The 22,721-nt window shown below is 34.5% G+C and carries 18 protein-coding genes; 16 read left to right on the forward strand and 2 right to left on the reverse strand.

The annotated features are described in order from the left end of the window. Positions 1-6: 6 nt before the first annotated feature. From GIY83_RS05605 to GIY83_RS05615, 3 genes are all read left to right on the forward strand, one after another. Complete coding sequence (locus GIY83_RS05605; RefSeq protein WP_208685526.1) at positions 7-1,296, forward strand: DUF4861 domain-containing protein; 1,290 nt, start codon at positions 7-9, stop codon at positions 1,294-1,296. Positions 1,297-1,387: 91 nt separating this feature from the next. Continuing rightward, positions 1,388-2,716, forward strand: a complete 1,329-nt coding sequence (locus GIY83_RS05610) for a glycoside hydrolase family 28 protein (RefSeq protein ID WP_208685529.1) — start codon at positions 1,388-1,390, stop codon at positions 2,714-2,716. A gap of 318 nt (positions 2,717-3,034) precedes the next feature. Beyond that, positions 3,035-3,211: a histone H1 gene (locus GIY83_RS05615; RefSeq protein WP_055095391.1), complete on the forward strand. Its 177-nt coding sequence runs from the start codon at positions 3,035-3,037 to the stop codon at positions 3,209-3,211. 139 nt (positions 3,212-3,350) lie between these two features. On the opposite strand, the gene GIY83_RS05620 is transcribed toward GIY83_RS05615, so the two are convergent. Then, a complete protein-coding gene (locus GIY83_RS05620) occupies positions 3,351-4,850 on the reverse strand; it encodes a rhamnogalacturonan acetylesterase (RefSeq protein WP_208685531.1) in 1,500 nt (499 codons plus the stop codon). A gap of 538 nt (positions 4,851-5,388) precedes the next feature. On the opposite strand from GIY83_RS05620, the gene GIY83_RS05625 reads away from it, so the two are divergent. From GIY83_RS05625 to GIY83_RS05650, 6 genes are all read left to right on the forward strand, one after another. Next, a complete protein-coding gene (locus GIY83_RS05625) occupies positions 5,389-8,802 on the forward strand; it encodes a DUF4450 domain-containing protein (protein WP_208685534.1) in 3,414 nt (1,137 codons plus the stop codon). 86 nt (positions 8,803-8,888) lie between these two features. Beyond that, positions 8,889-11,015 carry a hypothetical protein gene (locus tag GIY83_RS05630; RefSeq protein WP_208685535.1) on the forward strand — a complete coding sequence of 709 codons (2,127 nt, stop codon included), beginning with the start codon at positions 8,889-8,891 and terminating at the stop codon, positions 11,013-11,015. Between the two features lie 329 nt (positions 11,016-11,344). After that, entirely contained in the window at positions 11,345-13,198 is a 1,854-nt protein-coding gene (locus GIY83_RS05635) for a rhamnogalacturonan lyase (protein WP_194616274.1), read from the forward strand. 279 nt (positions 13,199-13,477) lie between these two features. After that, positions 13,478-13,939, forward strand: a complete 462-nt coding sequence (locus GIY83_RS05640; RefSeq protein ID WP_208685538.1) for a hypothetical protein — start codon at positions 13,478-13,480, stop codon at positions 13,937-13,939. Between the two features lie 14 nt (positions 13,940-13,953). Continuing rightward, positions 13,954-14,652 (forward strand): hypothetical protein, encoded by a 699-nt coding sequence (locus GIY83_RS05645; RefSeq protein ID WP_194616272.1) that lies wholly within the window; start codon positions 13,954-13,956, stop codon positions 14,650-14,652. A 6-nt stretch (positions 14,653-14,658) separates the two neighbouring features. Next, positions 14,659-15,372, forward strand: a complete 714-nt coding sequence (locus tag GIY83_RS05650; RefSeq protein WP_208685541.1) for a DUF1266 domain-containing protein — start codon at positions 14,659-14,661, stop codon at positions 15,370-15,372. Between the two features lie 101 nt (positions 15,373-15,473). Here the strand turns inward: GIY83_RS05650 and GIY83_RS05655 are convergent, their stop codons facing one another. Beyond that, a complete protein-coding gene (locus GIY83_RS05655; RefSeq protein ID WP_208685544.1) occupies positions 15,474-17,864 on the reverse strand; it encodes an outer membrane beta-barrel family protein in 2,391 nt (796 codons plus the stop codon). 141 nt (positions 17,865-18,005) lie between these two features. Here GIY83_RS05655 and GIY83_RS05660 point away from each other — a divergent pair, with 141 nt between their 5' ends. The 7 genes from GIY83_RS05660 (at position 18,006) to GIY83_RS05690 (ending at position 22,655) form a co-directional block, all read left to right on the forward strand. Next, the gene (locus GIY83_RS05660; protein WP_208685547.1) at positions 18,006-19,028 is read left to right on the forward strand and encodes a sensor histidine kinase; all 1,023 of its coding nucleotides are present in this window, start codon (positions 18,006-18,008) and stop codon (positions 19,026-19,028) included. Further along, positions 19,025-19,714: a LytTR family DNA-binding domain-containing protein gene (locus GIY83_RS05665; protein WP_208685550.1), complete on the forward strand. Its 690-nt coding sequence runs from the start codon at positions 19,025-19,027 to the stop codon at positions 19,712-19,714. The genes GIY83_RS05660 and GIY83_RS05665 overlap by 4 nt, the downstream gene beginning before the upstream one ends. A gap of 392 nt (positions 19,715-20,106) precedes the next feature. Then, positions 20,107-20,673 carry a sel1 repeat family protein gene (locus GIY83_RS05670; protein ID WP_208685553.1) on the forward strand — a complete coding sequence of 189 codons (567 nt, stop codon included), beginning with the start codon at positions 20,107-20,109 and terminating at the stop codon, positions 20,671-20,673. A 161-nt stretch (positions 20,674-20,834) separates the two neighbouring features. Continuing rightward, positions 20,835-20,981, forward strand: coding sequence for a hypothetical protein (locus tag GIY83_RS05675; RefSeq protein WP_208685556.1), 147 nt, complete (start codon positions 20,835-20,837; stop codon positions 20,979-20,981). Between the two features lie 171 nt (positions 20,982-21,152). Further along, positions 21,153-21,812 (forward strand): IS1 family transposase, encoded by a 660-nt coding sequence (locus GIY83_RS05680; protein ID WP_208685559.1) that lies wholly within the window; start codon positions 21,153-21,155, stop codon positions 21,810-21,812. Positions 21,813-21,948: 136 nt separating this feature from the next. After that, positions 21,949-22,305, forward strand: coding sequence for a hypothetical protein (locus GIY83_RS24875; RefSeq protein ID WP_229029310.1), 357 nt, complete (start codon positions 21,949-21,951; stop codon positions 22,303-22,305). Continuing rightward, positions 22,302-22,655, forward strand: coding sequence for a hypothetical protein (locus GIY83_RS05690; RefSeq protein WP_208685561.1), 354 nt, complete (start codon positions 22,302-22,304; stop codon positions 22,653-22,655). The genes GIY83_RS24875 and GIY83_RS05690 overlap by 4 nt, the downstream gene beginning before the upstream one ends. Positions 22,656-22,721 lie beyond the last annotated feature (66 nt).

A 22,721-nucleotide genomic window follows, 5' to 3' on the forward strand; every position in this document is an offset into this window, starting at 1 on the left:
AAAAGAATGAAAAATACTGTAAAATTATACGCCCCTATTGCATTATCAATATTAATTTTTGCCAGTTGTAATGCACAGAAGAAATCAAACACAAATACCATTGTTTTAAAAAACACCTCTTCAATAGAGGTGCCTCAAAGAGCAATTTCGATAAAAAGGAGCCAACTTTCCCTAAGTAATTCAACAGGAACTTATCCTGTTTTGATTTATAAAAACGATACAATTCCGGCACAGGTTAACGATTTGGATGCAGATGGAAAATGGGATGAATTATTTATCGTTACTGATTTTTCTCCAAAACAAGTAAAAACTGCAACCTTAAGCTGGTCTGAGACAGATCCAAAATTTACAATAAAAACAAGTGTAAGATTCGGAAAGAGAGAAGCCAAAAACCTGCCTGTCCATCCGGCAAGAGATGAAGTCTTGATGGCCAATGAGGTACACAAAAAATTAGGTTACCAAAAATACCAAACCGATGGCCCATCTTGGGAAAATGACAAAGTAGGCTTCAGGCATTATTTGGATGGAAGAAATTCAAAAGATGTTTTCGGAAAAAAAATACCTGCCATTACTCCTGAAGATGTTGGTATAAACAGCAAAGGTGCTGTTGAAGATAATTATCACGTGATGCATGATTGGGGAAGAGATATTTTTCCTGTCGGAAATTCAGCCGGACTTGGGGGTTTTGCTTTACTGATCGATAATAAAATTAACAGACTTGGAATTATTGGAAGCGATACCATAAACAATATCGAGAAAACAACATTCAAAATCGTAAGTGAAGGTCCGGTAAATTCGGTTTTAAGTTATAACTATCAAAATTGGGAAGCTTCAGGAAATAAATATCAGGCACAGGAAACTACAACGATTTGGCCTGGAATGTACGGTTATAAAAACACTATTTCGGTTAATGGCTTAAAAGGAAAAGAAACACTTGTAATTGCATACTCGAATTTAAACAACCAAAACCCTTTGCAGGTAATTGATGCCGGAGATTTTGTATGTTTCATATTGCATGATAAACTGACCTACGAACGCCAATGGATTTTAGGAACTGCTGTAATTGTGCCAAAATCGGTTTATAAAGGTTACATCGAGGCGCCTAAAACAGGAAAGTTAACAGATTCTTATTTGATAAAACTTTCTGCAAAAAACAATCAACAAGTGAGTTATTACCCAATAGCGGGCTGGGAATTAAGCGCAGATAGTAATTTTAAAGATTCGAAGTATTTTACCAATTACGTCACGACTTTAGCCAAGCAGCTTTCGGCTAAAATTAAGGTTGAGGTGAAGTAAGATAACTACACGATTAGATAAAATATTATTATGAAGAATAATAGCGGGATTAGCTCATAAAAAAAACAACTAACACTAACACATAACCAAAATGAAAAATATTTTTAAAATTTTAATCTGTATCGTCGGTTTTTCGCAGAGTTCCTTTGCACAGAATTATGCCAATGATACATTTCCGGATGGAAGCGAAATCACCAATTGGTTTAAGGATTATTCTAAAATTCAGTTGAAAGATCTGGGCAAAAAATACACCATTACAGATTTTGGAGTAGGAAAGGACAGTACCAAAATTCAAACAATTGCTATTCAGAAAGTAATCGATAAAGCCGCTGCAAATGGTGGCGGAGTTATTGTAATTCCAAAAGGAGTTTACTTAAGCGGCGCGTTGTTTTTTAAACCTAAAACTACATTATATGTTTCAGAAGGCGGAGTTTTGAAAGGTTCTGATAATATCGACGATTTCCCAATAATGCCATCGAGAATGGAAGGTCAAAATCTAGATTATTTCCCCGCTTTGGTCAATGCATACGGAGTCGATAATTTTTCGATTTCAGGAAAAGGAACCATTAACGGAAACGGAAAAAAGTATTGGGATGCTTTTTGGGCGCGACGCAAAGAGAATCCAAAATGCACCAATCTCGAAGTTTCAAGACCGCGATTGGTTTTTATATGGAACTCCAATAACGTGCAGTTTCAGGATGTGAGACTAATTAATTCTGGTTTCTGGACGAATCATTTTTATAAATGTAATAATGTAAAACTGCTTGATCTTTATATTTTTTCTCCTCACATTACCTCAAAAGCGCCAAGTACAGATGCGATCGATATTGATATTTGCACTAACTTTTTGGTAAAAGGTTGTTATTTGTCTGTTAATGACGATGCAATTGCCTTAAAAGGAGGAAAAGGACCTTATGCAGATCAGGATAAAAACAACGGACCCAATGCCAATATTATCATCGAAGATTGCAATTTTGGATTCTGTCATTCGGCGCTAACCAACGGAAGCGAATCTATTCATAACAAAAACGTAATTATGCGTAATTGTAAAATAGACGGAGCTTCGAGATTATTATGGCTCAAAATGAGACCTGACACACCACAACGATATGAATATATTAGAGTAGAAGATATTAAGGGAGAAGCCAAAACCTGTCTGGCTGTTTTTGCGTGGAAACAATTTTTTGACTTAAAAGGACGCCCTGATGTTCCGTTATCGTACGCAGACCATGTTACTTTAAAAAATATCGATCTTAAGTGTGATACTTTTTACGGAGTAGAAAATGATCCAAATGTTCGTTTATCCAATTTTACATTTGAGAATTTGAACATCCAGGCAACGAAAACCGACATTGATAAAAGCATAATAAATGGGGTGAATTTTAAAAATGTTTACGTGAATAAGCAGCTAGTTGAGTAATTTTTCCTCAAATTCTCATCTTATTTCAGGTTGTTTATTGCCTAAAAGTTAAAATTTGAGACTGTTTTTTAAGATTTGGAGAAAAAAAATAAAATTATTTTCAACGGGTTTTTACACGTCGTGTAAGCCTCTGTTTTTAGAGTTGGATAAATAAGTAATTGATTAGTAGTTGTTTGGTTCTTCTGGGCTTCACGAAAAAAAGTGAAGTAAATTTAATGTTAACCCGAAGCCTGAAAAACACTGATAATTTTAACGTGAAATATGTTGTAACTATCAATCAAACTTTTATTTTTGCGGCTTAATTTAATCATTATAAGCATGAAAGATCTATTAGTAAAAATCAACGCCGAAATTGACACATTTAGAGCAGAAGCTGAATCTTTAACAGAAAAAGGTGTTAAAGCTGCTGGACCAAGAGCTCGTAAAGCTACTTTAGAAATCGAAAAACTTTTAAAAGAGTTTAGAAAAGTTTCTATCGAAGAATCAAAAAAATAATATTTTTATTCAAAATAAAACCTCGTTTAAGCAATTAAACGAGGTTTTTTTATGGGGAAAATTTGACTTTAGAAGTTAGATGTTAGAAGTTATGAATGAATTAAAATTGTCACGCAACCCATAACTCAAAATTCAAAATTCATAACACATAATCCCTAAGTCCACAGTCTTTTAATTTTTTAATGCTTTCCGCTACGGTCAATGCATTGAGATTAGCGCCTTCTGCGCCAGTGTGCGTATGATCTTTTGGGAAAAAGGCTTTTACTTTTTCTTTGCCTAAAGCTTCATATTTAAGCGCAACTATTTCATTTAAATCGATATAAAAGACATTTTCCTTTTCAGCAGCTTCTTTCGACCAATTTCCGTACGTATCATTTCTTCTTTCTACTTTATCGTTTGGCCATTCATTTCTTGGCGTTTGGCTTAAAACAATAGGTATAGCACCTTTTTCTTTGGCTTCGCGAATAAATTTGGTCATGTACCATCCAAAAGTATGTACAGTTTCTTTAGAGCCATCTGTAAGGGTAACTTCTTGTGTTTCATCGCCATTTCCTTTAAGGGAACCTCTAAATTTTTCCTTATCAATAGCCCCGGCATCATTATGCCCAAACTGAATTAGTATATAATCTCCGGGTTGTAACTCATTTTTAACTTCATTCCAAAGGCCTTCATGATCATAAGTTCGGGTACTTCTGCCGCCTCTGGCTTTGTTAATGACTTCAATTCTGGTTGTATCACAATACGTGGGGAACGGAACTCCCCAGCCTACAGCATTTTGATCGCCATTATTGTTGGCCATTGTAGAATCTCCAATTAAATACACTTTCCTTTTGGCAGGAAGCACAATTTTTGGGTCTTTTAAAATATAATTTTTCAAAGAGTTTTTGCTTTCTTTTAATTGATCAATAATTACCGAAGCAGAAAGCACCGCACCTTTTGCTGAGGTATGCGTATGGTCTTTTTTATAAAAGTAAGTTCCCGTCACTTTTTGTTCGCCCACTTTTTCCATTTCCAGAGCCATTTTATCATTCAAATCGATAAAAGTTACTTTCTCTTTCTCAGCAATTTGTTTGGCCCATAAACCGTATGATTTATTGTTGCGCGGCACTTTCCCTTCTTTCCAGTCGTTTCTCGGAATCGGAGAGCAAACAATCGGAATCGCCCCTTTTGATTTCGCCTCACGAATCACCTTTTGAATGTACCAGCCGTAGCTGTGAACAATTTCATGTTTTTTAGTCAGGATATTATCAATTTCCTGAGTTTGGTTTCCGATTCCTTTGATCGTTCCTCGGGCGCGAAGACTATCATTTAAAGGCCCATCATCATTATGCCCAAACTGAATCAGGACGTAATCTCCTTTTTTGAGTTTATTTAAAACCGCAATCCACAAACCTTTATCCTGAAAAGTTCGGCTGCTTGTACCGCCCAAAGCATGATTTTCGATATTGAGTTTTGTGGTATCTAAAAATTGCCCAATATAATCGCCCCATCCCCAAAGTCCGCCGGAACCATCGCCTTTACCATTTTTTACAGTCGAATCGCCAACCATAAAAACAGTTGGTTTATTTTCTTGTTTTAGTGTGAAATTGAAAAAAAGGAAAGCCAGAGATAACAGGGCTAATAGTTTAATTGATTTCATGAAATAGGTATTTTGTTTAAAGTAATAGTTAGCACATTTTAATAATCTAAACTCAAAAAAGTAAACCAGTCTCCAACCTTCGCTGTCAATGAAGTTTTTAATTTCAATCGACTCGTTTCATCTGCGTACTTTTTTCGCAATCCCTTAGCGAGCTCAAAGCAAAGCGAAAAATAAAACCTTATGTCCCGAATCTTCGGGATTGCCTAGACCTTAGCGCTCTTTGTGGTAAAAGTCATTTACATTTTCATGCAGAGCGAAGCAAAAGCCATTATCAGGAAACCTGAAACCTGAAACTTTTTTATAGCATAGTTAATTTGATGATATTTCAAAACTAGTAGTTCTATTTTTATAAAGTATCCTGTACTATGATGTTAAAAAAACAAGAGTATTCTAAATTATTATATTGCAAAATCAGGTAGGTACAGGATACTATACCACTAAAAAACAAAGAAATTGCATCGGCATTACCGAATTAATAAAATTAGAACCTATTAATTTTATTATCCGAATTTAAGGATAATTCATTTTTTACAACGCTATGGAAATTAAAAAACAATCTATTCAAATCCTGACAGCTTTATTTTTAATGTGTTCAATGATGATTTTTGCACAAGAGAATAAAACACCACGCAAAATACATTATGTGCCGCAGGGAAATAGTTTTGTTTTAAAAAATGGCACCCGAAAATTCAACAGAGCGTTGTACGGCTCTAATACAGGATTTAGGGTAGAAACTGGCGATTTGCCTGAGTTTGCCATGTATATGCCGGGTATGGGAGGAAATTTTAAATTAGGTCTGGTAAAGGGAAATGAAAGCAAATGGATTACTGAAACTTCAAAAATTGATACACGATATGTTTTGGGCACGATGCATTATACTATTGAAGACCCGATTTTAGCAGACGGAAAACTATTTGTAGATGTGGCCGCCTTAAAAGAAAGTGAAGGCTTTATCGTGAAAGTATACGGTAAAAATGTATCTAAAAACATCAGCTTAATTTGGGCTTTTGGCGGAGCAACTGGAAAAAAGTTTAGCCGGGACGGGGATATTGGTGCTGATCCCGAATCGGTTTTTTATCTGCAGCCTGATTATTGTGTCAATAATAAATACACGATCAAAAAGCAATCATTTCTATTAGAATATGGCTCTGAAAGCAATAAACAAAAAACAGAAAACAATAAAAACCTTACCGGATTTTTCCCGGAATCTGTAACACATTTAGCCAATGCAAAGTCTCAGAAAACCCCATTAGAACTTTATAATTCAAATCCAGAATCACTGAGTCTCATTACAGGAAAAATAAAATCAATTAGTGAGAAAGGGGATTATTGGCTGTTTTTGGCAGAAGATTCTAAAACAAATTACAATCAGAAAAATATAGCACAACTTTACCAAAAGTCAGTTCAGCAAACACAGCTTTTGGCCAATAGAGTGAAGGTTTCAACTCCGGATCCTTATATCAATACTTTAGGAGCTGCGCTTGCCATCGCTGCCGACGCAATTTGGGAAAGTCCAGCTTATCTTCATGGTGCCATTGCCTGGAGAATGTATCTAAATGCCTGGCGAGGCGCTTATACAGCTGATCCTTTAGGCTGGCATGACAGGGCAAAAACACATTTTACCAGTTATAGCAATTCTCAGGTAACAAGTCCTGATAGTGGCCCGATTGTATTAGATGAAGAACGAAATTTAGCCCGCCAAAAAGAAGAAATAGGAACATCGATGTTTAGCAGCGGGTATATTAGCCGAAGTCCAAACAAGAATAACGTGGCGCATCATTATGATATGAATTTGGTTTTTATAGATCAAATGCTCAGACACTTTAAATGGACGGGTGATACAGCATTCATAAAAGAAATGTGGCCAACCATTCAAAGACATTTAAACTGGGAAAAAAGAAATTTTGATCCTGATTCAGACGGATTATACGATGCATACGCCTCAATTTGGGCCAGTGATGCTTTGCAATACAGCGGAGGTGGAGTCATTCATTCTTCGGCTTATAATTATTATGCCAATAAAACAGTGGCGCAAATTGCGAAGAAAATTCAACAAGATGAAAACCCGTTTACCAAAGAAGCAGATAAAATTTTAAAAGCTACTAATAGCCAGCTTTGGGTGGCCAATAAAGGAATTTTTGCCGAATATAAAGATGCTTTAGGAAACAGATTATTGCACGATACGCCGGGAATCTGGAGTATTTACCACACGATCGATTCAGAATTATCGAATCCATTTGAGAGTTATCAAATGCTGGATTATGTCAACAATCAGATTCCGCACATTCCGATTTCGGCGGAAGGATTGGATAAAAAAGACCTATATGTCATTAGTACTACCAATTGGCAGCCTTATACATGGTCAACTAATAATGTGGCACTGGCCGAACAATTGCATACTTCTTTGGCGTTTTGGCAAGGTGGACAATCAGAAAAAGCCTTTACAATGTGGGAAAGCGCTCTGGTCGAGAGCATGTATTTAGGCGCTTCACCGGGTGGATTCGAGCAGCTTTTATATCAGGATGCCATGCGTGGGGAATTGTATCGCGATTTTGCGGACCCAATTGGTATGGCCTCAAGAACGCTAGTTGAAGGACTTTTCGGGATTCAGCCCGATGCTTTGGCTGAGGTTTTAACCATCAAACCCGGATTTCCTAAAAAATGGAATCGGGCTTCTTTAGCAATTCCGGATATTTCAATTGATTTTAAAAGAGAAAATAAGCAGGAAAAATACCAGATCAAAAACCATTTTTCGACTAAAATGAATTTAAATCTGGTTTTGAATTCGTCTTATGAAACTGTTGAAAGTATTACCGTTAATGGAAAATTAGTTTCCTGGAAATCGGTTCCCGAAAACATAGGAGATCCTAAAATCAGTATAGAAATTCCGTATAATACCGTTTATGATATTACCATTAAATGGAAAGGAAATAGAATAGAAGATGTTCAGCCAAAAGAAAATTATGCTGTCAATGAAATATTAGATTTGAAGACTTCTCATGCTAAAATTGTATCCATATACGATCCGCAACTGGTTTTAAGTGAAATTTCGAAAACGGAAAATTCGCTCAGGGCAAAAGTGAATTCGGCAGGTAAGAAACTCTTTTTTGTAGAATTGAAGCAAGGTGAATTATCTTGGTGGAAACCCATTCATGTAAATGTAAAAGAAGAAAATAAATTCAATAAAGAGAGTACAAACTGGGATCTGCCGCTGGATAGATCAGCAGGTGTAGAAACAATTCCGCTTACTTCATTTTTCAATTCAAAAGTGGTCGATATTTTCAATTATGAATATCTATCGCCAAGACCACAAACAGTTACTTTACAGTTGCCAAAACAAGGAATTGGAAATTGGTGTTATCCCAATATTTCGGTAAAAATAGATGATAAAGGTTTACGTGAAAAAGCAAAAGCAAATGGACAGATTACAACGCCAAACGGAATTCCGTTTCAAACGCCTTCTGATGAAAATCAAAAAAATATCATCTTCACCTCCATGTGGGATAATTTTCCTCAGAGTATCAATATTCCGCTAAACGGAAAAGCGTCACATGCGTTTTTCATGCTGGCCGGAACGACAAACCCAATGCAAAGCCGAATCACAAACGGAGAAATAACCATTAATTATACTGATGGAACTTCGGAAATCCTGCCTTTAAAAAATCCTGAAAACTGGTGGCCAATCGAACAGGATTATTTCATTGATGGTTTAGCCTTTACAACTGGCGCGCCAAAACCACCAAGAGTTTATTTTAAAACAGGAGAAATTTCCAGAGATTTCAAAGATTTTAAAAGCATAAAAGGATTCACAAGTTATGGAGTCGATGGTGGGGCAGGAACGATTTTAGATTTACCATTAGATAAAAATAAGACATTAAAAAGCTTGACTTTAAAGACTATTGCCAATGATGTGGTGATTGGTTTGATGAGTGTGACGCTAATTAGAGAATGAGTCAATTAGATAATGAGAAATGTAAACTTTGACAAAGTTAGAGCATTAAACCTGAAACCTGAAACCATCATAAACTATTTAACCATATGAAAAAACATCTATTAATAATTATATCATTAATCTCGATTTCATTATCGGCCCAACAAAAAATTGATCGGAAAGCATTGGTAACAAGACATAATGTACAAATTACAGCTATCGATACTTTGGCTTCGCTCACAGTTGGTAACGGTGCTTTTGCTTTTACCGTTGATGCTACCGGTTTGCAGACTTTTCCTAAAAAATATCAAAACGGAATCCCTTTAGGAACACAATCAGAATGGGGTTGGGACAGTTATAAAAACACCAATAATTATAAATTCTCAGAAACCCTGAGAGATTACAAGCAGTATGGCAGAGATATTTCATATACGGTTCAGATCAAAGAACCAGCCAGAAAAGTTGAAGCGGTGAATTGGTTTCGTCAGAATCCGCATTTATTGCAATTGGGAAATTTAGGTTTTGAGATTACCAAGAAAGATGGAAGTCCAGCAAAACCCGAAGACATTAAATCGATTGTCCAAAAACTGAATTTATGGACAGGAGAAATCGAAAGTTATTTTGAAGTAGAAGGTATTCCGGTTACCGTTCTAACGGCCTCGCATCAGCAAAAAGATGCCATTGGCGTAAAAGTAAAATCAGATTTATTACAGCAAAAACGTTTGAAAATTAGTCTGAGAATTCCGTTTCCAACAGGAGATTGGGCAGATATGGGAACAAAATATGAAGGCAAGCAGGATTATAAAAGTAATCTTGTAGAAAAATCGAAAACAGAAGCCGTTGTAACCCATGTAATGGATAGCATCTCTTATAATGTGAATTTGAACTGGAAAGGAAATGCACAGATTAAAAAAACTGCTGATCATTATTTTGTGCTCGAAGCATCTAATACCAATACTTTAGAATTAAGCTGTCTTTTTGCTTTAGCCAATAAAAAAATATCCAATTCTTCTTTCGCAGAGATTCAAAACAGCAGTATAAAAGGTTGGGAGCAATTCTGGAAAAGTGGCGCTGCTGTAGATTTTTCAGGCAGTACAGATCCGCGTGCCAAAGAATTGGAACGAAGAGTAATCCTTTCGCAATATTTGACCAAAGTACAATGTACAGGAAAAGTGCCGCCTCAGGAAACGGGTTTAACTTACAACAGTTGGTACGGAAAACCGCATTTAGAGATGCATTGGTGGCATGGTGTTCACTTTGCACTATGGAACCGACCAGAATTGTTAGAGAAAAGTTTGCCGTGGTACCAGAAAGTTTTTGATAAAGCCAAAAACATTGCCAAAAGACAAGGTTTCGAAGGCGCCAGATGGCAAAAAATGGTAGATGCTGATGGGAACGAAAGTCCTTCTTCTGTAGGCTCATTTTTGATTTGGCAGCAGCCTCATTTTATCACTTATGCTGAATTGATTTACCGCGCCAAACCCACCAGAGCAACTTTAAATTTATATAGCGAACGTGTTTTTGCAACGGCTGATTTCATGGCTTCGTTTGCCAACTACGACAGTAAAACAGATCGTTATGTTTTAGGACCAGGTGTTATTCCGGCTCAGGAACGTTTTAAAGCAATGGAAACTTTCAACCCAACTTATGAATTAGCCTATTGGAACTGGGCTTTGAAAACAGCTATTGCCTGGAAGAAAAAACTAAACCAACCAGTACCTGAAAAATGGGAAAATGTTTTGGCTAAATTATCTCCCTTACCAGTTGCAGATCAGGTATATCTGGCAACAGAAAGCGCCAAAGATTCCTATACCAATCCGGAATTCAAAACCGATCATCCATCGGTATTAGGAACTTTTGGGATGCTGCCAGAAACGTCGCTTTTAGATAAAAAAATCATGAAAAATACTTTTGATCTGGTTTGGAAAACATGGACATGGGATAAAACCTGGGGATGGGATTTTCCAATGACAGCCATGTCGGCAGCACGTTTGCAAATGCCCGAAAAAGCAGTTGATGCCTTGTTTATGAATGTAACGACAAATACGTATTTAAAAAACGGACACAATTATCAGGCAGAAAGATTAACGCTTTACCTTCCCGGAAACGGAGGATTGTTAACCGCTGTGGCCATGATGTGCGCCGGTTGGGACGGAAGCACAGAACAAAATCCGGGTTTTCCAAAAGACGGAACCTGGAAAATACAAAGTGAAGGATTTAAAAAGATGTTTTAATTTTTTTAGAGTTACTAAGTTGCTAAGACTCTGAGTTGCTAAGTTTTTATTATGGTTTAATTTGGCATTTCGATTTCTATGATAAAAATATTTTTTTTCAGGAGCTAATCCCGCTATCCGTTGCAATCCTTTGTGGCGAAACCCGCCACAAAAGGATTTCCACTTCTATCTGGGCTAGGGCATTCGTTTTCATAACAATATTTTCGTCTAGTTTGTATGAAATGACAAATTTGATTTTAAAAACTTTGCGACAAATAAAAAAAATCCGTGAAAACCAGCTAAAACCCGTTCAATCAGTGGCCAATAACTAAGTATAAAAAACACCAATCATGAAGCATAAAATTTTACTATTATTTCTTTTATCAAGCTTAGTTTCATTCGCTCAAAGGCAAATGGAAGATTTAGATCGTGGTGTAATTGCAATAAAAGACAAAGGTCATTTTTTTATTGGATGGCGGGTTTTAGGAACAGACTCAGATAATTTGGCTTTTAATTTATACCGAAAAAGTGGTACTAAGAAAGCCATCAAATTAAACGAAAAACCCATTTTGGGCGCAACCAATTTTGTAGACACCAAAGCCAGTAGTCAGCAGGAAAATACCTGGTTTGTAAAAACAGTTCTTAAAGGGAAAGAAACCGATGCAAAAGGAAGTTTTACCATTCCCGCCCAAAGTCCCGACAAAGACTATTTATCAATAAAATTAAAACCAGTTGAAGGATATATACCCAATGATCTTTCGGTTGGCGATTTAGACGGAGACGGAAGATACGATCTGATTGTACACATGACTGGAAAGGCGCATGATAACTCACATACGGGAATTACTGATCCGCCTATATTCCAGGCTTACACTTTAGATGGTAAATTTTTATGGCAAATAAACTTAGGAAAAAACATTCGCGAAGGGGCTCATTATACACAATTTATGGTGTACGATTTAGACGGTGACGGCATATCGGAATTTGTCTGTAAAACAGCCGATGGTACAACAGACAGTGAGAATAATGTTGTGGGTGATGCTTCAAAAGACTGGGTGGAGAGAGACCCGAATTCTCCTATTTTAGGAAAAATTCTAAAAGGTCCTGAATACCTTTCGGTTTTTGAGGGAAGAACAGGAAAACTAATTACTACTACAGATTATATTCCCGAGCGCGGTGATCTTGCCGGTTGGGGCGGACATGGCGGCAGCGGAGGAAATGATACTAAAGGAAACAGAATTGATCGTTTTACGGCTTGTATTGCTTATTTGGATGGTGTTCATCCAAGTGTGGTAATGTGCCGTGGTTATTACGGAAGAACCGTTTTGGCAGCCTGGGATTTTAAAGATAAGAAACTGACCTCGAGATGGGTTTTTGATAGTAAAGATGCCGAGAATCCATATTCGGGAATGGGAAATCATGGTCTAACGGTTGCGGATGTGGATAACGACGGAAAAGACGAAATCATCTACGGCTCAATGTGCGTGGATGATGACGGAAAAGGTTTGTATACCACAGGTTTTAGACATGGAGATGCTCTGCATGTTTCAGATCTTGATCTTGATGTTCCTGGCTTAGAAGTTTTTGGAATTCATGAAATAGAAAATGGAACTACAGGCCCGGGTGTAACATTGTTTTCTGCCGCTGACGGCAAAGTTTTGTTTACCAGTTCTATCAACGAAGATGTAGGTCGCGGAGTTGCTGATAATATCGATCCAACCCGAAAAGGCGTACAATGCTGGTGGTCAGGCTCTCCTTATTTGCATGATATGAAAGGAAACGAAATAGGAAAAGCGCCAGGTTCTATCAATTTTTTAATTTATTGGGACGCAGATACTTCAAGAGAACTTTTAAATTCTAATTACATTGATAAATACAATGCAGGGAGATTATTTACCGCAAGTGGAGCCGTATCAAATAATGGCACAAAATCAACACCGGCGCTTTCTGCAGATATTCTGGGAGACTGGCGCGAAGAACTAATCCTGAGATCTGAAGATAATACCCAATTAAGGATTTATTCCACTACAATTCCAACTGAAATAAGGCAATATACACTCATGCACGATCCGCAATACAGACTAAGTGTTGCATGGCAAAATGTGGGATACAATCAGCCGCCACATACTAGTTTTTATATGGGAGCGGGCATGAAAACTGCGCCAAAACCCAATATTGTACTGGTTAAATTTAAAGATAATTAAAACGTGATTTTTAATGTTATTCATTTTTTTAAACGATAATTTTAACATTTAAAGCACATCAGTATAAATATTTTGGAAATTAGATTTTGTGTTTTATTAAAATGCAAAATCTAATTTTTTTATTGTCTGTTGTAAGAAAAATTAAATATATTTGAACAAAATTGTTAAAGAAGCTTTCAGTAAATGGCTTTTTTGGGTGTATTAACACATCACTTTTTTTGTGTTATCCATTAAATAGTAATCCAAAATAAACCAAAATTAAACTGAGGCGATAAAATTATGACCTACATCAAGAAACTTTTCTTAACAACGATTATTACTTTCTGCTCTTACAATTTGACTTTAGCTAAAGCAAGAATACCAATTGGTAAAATTGACAAATTAGAGATTGTTTCAGATTTACCCAATACAGACGAATACCTCTCAAAAGAAGAATCAAATACACATTTGGATCTTGCCCGATTACATCAGCAATATAGTATCGCATGGATACCGGTTTGGATCACCCAGGAGCCGAAGCTGGTATTAGCAAAAGCGGATTCTGACAGATACTACGAACTCTCGAACAAAGAGCTTGAAAAAATAATCAGTACCAATAAATTAGACAAAGATCAATTACTGAAATTAGGATTTTATACGCAATATGGCGGAAAAATAATTCTGTTTTTACTGGTATGTTTAATTCTGTATGGGCTTTTTGGAAAAGACAAAAAGAAAGACGTGAAACCAATTAACCTTTAATAAATAATTAGATTATGAATCCACTTTTTTTAATTCCCGTTGTATTAGTAATTGCCGGTATCATTTTTATGGTAATCATGAATAAAAAACATGCAGCCGCAAAAACAGAAATTGACTTAGATCTTGAAAGAACCAAATACGATCTTCATAAAGAAGAAGTTTTAAAACAAGATTTTTCGCAATTAAAACAATGGATGAAAGGAAAATCAATAGATGCGTACACCTCTGGATCTGTTCCTCAGACCAAGGCCAATAAAGTTCAGGAAGTTGTAACTGACGGAATTAAAAATGTTGCCCTTTCTGCTGTAGGTGTAAAGCTTCAACGTGTCGAAACCGAATGTTTCTGGGTTTTGAGCGGTAATGATTTGCATTTTTTTAGCACTGATGCTGTTGGAGAATTAGACGAGCACGTTGTGTTTGATAATTTCCGTATCGAAGAGGCGCAACTCGAATATGGTGGTATTTTAAAATCACAATTAGGATTGTACTCCAAATCATCTGAGGAGTATTTACCAAAAACACATATTATTACATTTAATATAGATGGTAATCCTTTGGCACTTGAAATTCACGACAGATTACACTATGTACCGGATCCAACAGATATTTTAAACTTGAACAAACAATTACTAACAAGAGCAAAATATCAGGTAGTAGGAGAGAACTTTGTAAAAGTATTGCAAAATAAGTTTCCAAATCTACAAGTAGCATAATAGCAAATGAGCGTATTTTCAAAAATTTTCAATGCATTTAAAAGCATTCGATTAAACGATAAAAATGTAGTAGTTGGTCAGCAATTAGACTATTTATTAGTAAGTTCGATGTATGCAGAACAACAATCTGCCTATCTGAATTCGTATGAAACCGGACTCAGTAAAGCCACAATAAAAAAGCTTTTAGAAGAGTATTGGAGCGTTTTTGATAAAGAAACTGCAATCGAAATACTTTTGGATTTGCAAAATAGAAACGAGGATAAATACATAAATTTCGTTTATGATGCTTTCGAAAATAAAAGCAATTACGTTACGATCTTAAAATCAAATCTTCCTGCTGAAGAGGAAATTTTTAGAGGCTACTTAGATATTTATCGAAATCTAAATAATGTCGTACCTGAGCTTATAGAAGAAAATGTCATTGAAGATTTTGCCCAAATAAAAAGAATAAAAGATGCTGCCTGGAATTATGGAAGGGGAGCATTTTTATCACGTTGCTGTTATGAGGCGGGTTATCTTTCAGAATCAGAAATGAAAGAGTATCTAAGAAAATCATTTACAAATCTAAAAAAATATTGTAGCACATGGCAGGAATACACCATTAGTTACATTTTTGGAAGAGCACTTTGGGGAGGACCAAACAACAGCGGAATGATTCAGATTGCAGATGATTTACTTCATAACGAAAAAAGCCCTTTAAAAAATAAAAAGTATTTGTAAAAGCAAATGCATTTGTTTTTAGAAGAAATAAATACAAAAAAAGAGTCGCAAAGCCTAGTGTTTACAACATAGCTTTGCGTCTCTTTTTTTTGTCGTATATGTTAGTTTATTCTATTTCTTTGCTCATCATTTCCAAAGTTTCTTTCTTTAGATTTCATGCTTTGGTTACCAAATTTATAACTCAGCGAAATTCTGAAACCTCTTGTATCACTATAACTTTTTACGTTAGTTTTAATTCCGTTAGAACTATAGCTAATTAATGGTTTTTGGGCGTTTAGTAAATCTTCGCCAAGAATTGTAATGGACAGGTTTTTCTTTACAGTCAATAGTTTAACTGAGATATCTAAAATGTTCAAAGTTGAGATATTAAAAATTTGATAACGCCCCGCAAGCTGCAGGCCATAATTCAGCCCAATAAATAAGGTTTTGTTTTGGTTGATTGTAAAATCATTATTACTGTAAATGTATCCGTTATATCCATCAATAGACGCGATGAAATCTGTTTTTGATTTTACATTTTGATAGTTAAGATTAAATCCCGTAAAACTATTCCACCACGACCATTTATTGAAATTATATGAAGTGGAAAGTCCAATTTGATACGTATTAGCATAATTTATAGGCGTACTTCTGGTAACGTTTGTATCGGGATCGATGATAGATAATTCCTGTCCGAAATCTGAAACCTGAGAAAAATAAACAGAGTTCACCCATTTTTGATTTCGGATAAATGAAAATTCGAAATTATCAATCAGTGAAGGTTTCAAATACGGATTTCCTTGAGAATAATAATAAGGACTAGTTCTAATTACAAAAGGATTTAGATAGTCAAAATCAGGTCGGCGTATTCTTCGGCTGTAATTTAATGAAAAAGAATTGTTTTCGTTAGGAACATAAGTTACATAAGCCGTTGGAAATAACTTCATGTAATTATTGGTATTGGTCTGATCCAGATTTTCAGAATAACCTTTGGTTTGTGTCGCTTCAGCTCGTAAACCAATTTGTGTTTCCCATTTGGCATTTATTTTTTTACTTGCCGAAAAATACAACGCCTGATTGTATTCTTTATAATTAAAAACATTCGACTGATTGATATTGAAAACCGGGCTTCCTGTTTCGTTGTCGTATACAACCAGATTATTATGGGTATTATTATGAAAAGCTTTTGCTCCAAAAGTGATGTTAGCCCATTCATAAGGTAGCGTAACATCAATATTGGCCGAGTAATTTTTGATGGTATTCATGTTAGAATTGGTAGAAGAAAAGAAACTCTTCGGAATAGTATTTTTATTAGCGTCTAATTCATTTCCTGAAAAGAAACGATAATCATTTTTTTTGTAATCAAAATAATCCAAATCGACAGCAATGTTTTTTCCTAAAGTGTCTAGTACGAAAGTATTATGAAAATTAACAGCATTCATTTTTGGATTATTTTCGGCATTAACATTCGAAGCAATATAAGAATCGATCATTCCTTTTTCGTTATTGTATCGGGTGGTAAACGGGTTATTGGATGCCGTTTTATCTGTAAAACTTCCCAGGTATTTAACACCGGTACTCCATTTACTCGTTAGTTTATAATCAAAGCCTAAACCTACACTCAATACATCGGCAATCGATTTGCTTTTTACTTCTTGTTTCCAGGTTTCATCTTTATAAAAAATATTGCTCTGAGAAGTGGTTAATAATGTCTGTTTTCCTTTACTAACAGAAGTTTGCACAGAAAGATTATCATGATTATAAGTAAATAATCCGTTTACGTTTCCTCCTGCGTATGTTTTTTGCGTGTAAGAAGTTCCAATATTGGCATTCCAGGAATTTGCTTTTGCCGTTTTTAATTTAATATTAATGAGTCCGCTGTTACCCTCTGCGTCATACTTTGCAGGAGGAGTTGTAATCACTTCGATACTTTTGATATTATCTGACGGAATTGATTTCAGAAATGCAGCCAGATCCTCCTGTGGCATTCTTTGCAAATGATCATCAATCATAACAAGAATTTCTCCTTTGCCCACAACCGAAATAATCTCATTCTGAACCCTTACAGTTGGCGTAGCTTTTAGAGCATCCAAAGCCGTTCCGCCGGTTGCCGTTACCGAATTCTCGACATTAAAAACAAGTCGGTCCACCTTTTGTTCAATGAGTTTTTTTCTTGTTTTTAAAGTTACACCTTCAAGTTGTACTGATTGTTTAATTTCGATTATTCCAAGATCCATGTTTTGGTTCATTGTAATTTCTTTGTTGAGATATTCCGTGCCAAATTGTTCGAGTATCAAACGATAATTTCCTTTTTCGGCTTTTATAGAAAAACTTCCCAAACTATCCGTTGTTGCCTGTGCGATTAATTTTTTCTGATTGTCCAGTAAACTGCTGATTACAAATTCAACAGCTTGTTTGTTTTGACTATTAACTTTTCCTTTAAGTTCGTATTGCTGAGCAAAGCAATAGGTTTGATATAAAAAGACAAGTAGTAAAAGGCTAATTTTTTTCATGGTTTTTGATTTAATTACAGTGCAAAACTGTGCTGAAAAAACGCCGAAAACTACTTTTATCGACAAACCCCCTCTATTAATCTACAAACCCGTCTTTACACTTTTTTATGAATGTATATCTTTGAAAAAAATTACAAAAACATGTATAAAGGAACATTATCAAAAAGGGTAGAAGTACTCATTCATATTATATACTGGCTTTTGATGGGGTATTTTACATTTGTCAAAAATCTCGTTTTAGCCAAAAATTATATGCCGGATTTATTTCTCTCTACTTATATGATCGTATTTGTAATGACCTTTTACTTTCATTATTTTGTTGTGATGAAACTGGTTTTCAAATCCTTTCAATGGAAACGTTTTTTTGCCGGAGTATTAGTCTCTTATTTCTTTTTTACTTTTTTAAGATGGCTATTTGAGCAAGTAATAACCAAAATCCTATTTAATAAAATAAATTACGTAAATCCAACTTTCTTTGGCTATATGGAGGATAATCTGCATTACAGCAGCATGTCTATTATTTTGAGTTCGCTGCTTTGGTTTGTAATTTATTTTATTCGTTTGCTTGAATACAATCAGATTATTCTGGAAGAAAATAAGAATACCGAAATCAAATTCCTCAAAGCACAGATTAACCCGCATTTTATTTTCAATACATTAAATAACATCTATTCGATGGTTTATTTTCAGTCGGATAAATCTTTGACAGCAATTGAAAAGTTAAGTCAGATCATGCGTTTCACCACTTACGAATCTCAAAAAGAAAAGATTAAACTAACAGATGAAATCGATTATATAAAAGCCTATATCGAGCTTGAACAATTAAGACATCAAGAAAGTACTTGTATTGATTTTAAAGTGGAAACAGAAAATATTTCCGAAGAAATTCCGCCTTATATTTTATCGCCATTAGTCGAAAATGCTTTAAAACATGGTGTAACCTCTAATGTAAAACCCATTGTAATTGATTTAAAATTAGAAGATAAAAAACTTAATTTTAAAGTCATAAATGACATTGCTTTACAAAAGAAAGATAAACTGGGAGGCATTGGACTGGACAATTTAAAAAAAAGATTAGAAATTCACTATCCACAAAAACATCAAATAAAATTAACCAATCACAATAACCAGTTTAGGGCTGAACTCGAAATAGATTTAAAATGAAAAAAATAAATTGTATCATATTAGATGATGAACCATTTGCTGTAAAACTAATGGCAGATTATGCTTCAAAAGTGCCAAGACTGAATGTTTTATACGCAGATTCAGATGTTTTTAAAGCAATAGAAATCTTAAATACCGAAGCCGTTGATTTGGTTTTTATTGACATTCAAATGCCGCAATTAACCGGTATTGAGTTAATGCAGATGTTCAATCAAAAACATAATTTCGTCATTGCATCGGCTTATCCCGATTATGCTTTAGATGTTTTTCAGTTTCATGTGATTGACTATTTACTCAAACCAATTGTTTTTAACCGTTTTTATCAAAGCGTTGAGAAATTTATCCGTTGGCAGGAAACTTTTCAAAATCATCAAACCGAAGATTTTCTATTTGTAAAAGCCGACAGAAAACATCACAAAATTGCAACAGAAAATATTCTTTATATCGAAGGACTAAAAGACTATATCCGAATTCATACAAAAGGCGAAAAAGTGATGGTTTTAGAAAACATGAAAGACATACTGGAGAAACTTCCCATCAATCAATTTGTACGCATTCATCGTTCGTATATTATTCCAAAAAATAAAATAAAAATTATCGAAGGGAATCAAATACAATTAACCAGCGGGGAATACCTTCCTATCGGGGAAACTTATAGAAAGTTGGTTAGTGATTGGTTGAGTTAGGAGATTTGATAACATTTAAGAAAAAGCTCTGGAGGAATTTGAATTTATTTTTCAAGATGTATATTTGTATGAATTTACATCTTAACATTTTGATAAATAATATATATGGAATTAATTAAAGAAAATTATCTGCCATTTTTAATTGAGTTAATAATTTTAGTAGTCATATATTTTATTTTAGTATATCTATTTAAACGTTTTAACTATAAAATAAGCAAAGAAAAAATAGCTTCATTAGTGTTACTTCTCTTAGTTTTTTATTATGTTTTGTCTATTTTACTAGGGGTATTTTTCAAAATTGATATTTAATAAAAGTGTAGTTACTCTTTGTGAAGTTCTTATGTTTAGAAAGGTATATTGAACAACAAAAAAGTAAGATTAATAAAAAATATATGAAAAGAAAATTGCTTTTAAGTATTGCTCTAGGTCTAATAATTTTAGTAATAGCATTGAAATATTATACAGATTACGTTTCTAATTCAGCGGTTAAAGATTATGAAAAAAAGTATGTTGCTGAATTCAATGACACTCACTTAGCTGATATAGAAAGTAAAAATAATTTAATTCCAAAAATTAAAGAAAGGTTAATCAATAAATTTGATAAAGAGCTTTACGATAGTATAATAAAAGTTGGCTCTTATCAAAATTCATTAATATATTCTATAATAGTCTCAAATAAATGGGATTACTCAGAAGCATCATTAAATGTTTTTATGGGATTAACCGGACTAAATAAAGAAAATTCATCTACAGATTTACCTCAAATTGATTTCTTAGATGAAGAAACCAGACAGATGGCTTTACATTATTTAGAGAAAGCTTCTAATAAAGAAAACCCGAACGCAAAATATATTCTTGGGAAATATTATTTACAAGGCAAGTATGTTCCTAAAAATGTCACATTAGGAAATTCTCTTTTACAAGAAGCGAAAAAATTAAGTGGCGGAATTTTAGAATAAAAGAGTGTATAGTTAAAATAATCTATAATAGCGAGAATTTTGCTTTAATTCAATAAAATAGAATATTTCTTAAAGTCAAATTAAAATCGAAATTTTTAGAAGAAGGTACTATCAATGCTATTGTGAGTAGGGAGAAATTAGAAAGCTAAAAATATATAATTATGAAATTTCCAGCTTTACAAGAAAATGAATTTACTGTTTTAATGGCAGATTGTGAAACAGGTATTGTTTTAGATGTAAATTTTAATAGATGTCAAAATAATCATACAAATCAAAATGTCTATTCTGTTTTTGCAGATATCGGGTAGTGTTGCAGATTAGGTGTTTTTATAATGTAACCACGTAACTACCTGAAAAAGAATATAAAATTTTAATTATTGAATAGAGAAAGAGACGACCAATAGGTCGTCTCTTTCGTTTTTTATCTTTTAATAAGGCTTAAAATGCTTTTGCCTTACCTTAGTGTTTCAAATTAGGTCATGAAAATAAAATGTAATTTTTGCAATGGTAAATGCATAAAAAATGGATTTCAATCTAACGGAAATCAGCGTTATAAATGTTGTGTTTGTCAAAAAAGACAGCAGATTGTCTATAGATATAATGCTTACAAAAGGAATATCAATCAGGAGATAGTGTTGTTCACAAAAGAAGGATTAGGAATAAGAAGCACAGCAAGAATATTAAAAATATCAGCCACAACATTATTGAAAAGAATTGTTTCAATTGCCAGAAGTATTACTAAACCAATTATCAGCAGAGGCAAAACTTATGAAGTTGATGAGCTGTGCACGTATATCAGACACAAGAAAAATTATATATGGTTGGTTTATGCTCTGGAAAAGAACTCTAAAAATGTGGTGAGTTTTAATGTTGGGAAACGAAATAATAAAACGCTGAATAGTGTTTTGGAAACTCTCAAATTATTTGACGCTAAGAAGATATTTACGGACAGACTTAAAAACTATAGGTATCTGATTGATGAGAAAGTGCATTCTATCAAACGTTTCGGAACAAATCATATTGAAAGGAAGAATCTGACACTCAGAACTCATCTGAAAAGACTCAACCGCAGGACAATCTGCTTCAGTAAAAGTTTGGTTATTTTTACTGCTGTTTTGAAGATTTATTTTTGGATTTGAGCAATAAAACAGTAAGTTTATCCTTTAAAATCATGTTCTTAAAAAAATTGTATTTAACAGGTAAAACCTTGTAAAAATAGTCACAAACCCTTATAAGTATAAGTACCAGGGGCAAGAACGTCAGGACGAACTATCACTGAATTGGGACAGCTTCAAGTGGAGAAATTACGATTATGCACTTGGCAGGTTTATGTCCATTGACCCATTAGCAGAAGAATATGCTTACAATTCAACTTACGCATTCCAAGAGAATAAAATGGGAATGGGTAGAGAACTTGAAGGATTAGAATTGGCTCCTCACGATTTTACTACAGGTTTTGGAAATTATGCGAAAGGAAAATATGATTCAGTTGTAAGTCAAGTTCAACAAGTGACATCAAAAGTAGTTAGTACAGTTAGTACAGGTTTAAACAAAGGGCAAGAATTTATCAAAGACCATAAAGAGCAATTGTTATCAGGAGCTAAAATGATTCAAAAAAGGGCAATAATATGACTACTGCAGGACTCGCCAGTGCGGCGGTCGCCGCAATAGTCATCGCTCCTGTAGGTGGCGAGGGAGCGGCTCCAGGTTTAACGGTTGCTGGATTAGGAGGAGCAGTGTCTAGTGTTGGTAAAGCCTTAGAAGTAGGGATTAAATTTATCACTGAAGATCCTGAAGCAGCAAAAGATGGGGCTAAATATGTTGTCGGAGAAATGGTTGGTCTTGGAATTAATCAACTAATTCCTGGTCCTAATCCATCTGCAACACCGTTTGTAAAAGAACTAGCAAAAATAGGGAAAGAAACGACAAAAACTATAGCAAGTGATAAAGCAGTAAGTACTATTAACGAATTAAGAAAATAATTTATGAATTACAATTTATTATATGCTATTTTATTTAGCATTACATCATTTGGTTTTTTTAAGCTG

Origin of the sequence: Flavobacterium sp. SLB02 (assembly GCF_009664855.1) — a bacterium.
Lineage (GTDB): Bacteria > Bacteroidota > Bacteroidia > Flavobacteriales > Flavobacteriaceae > Flavobacterium.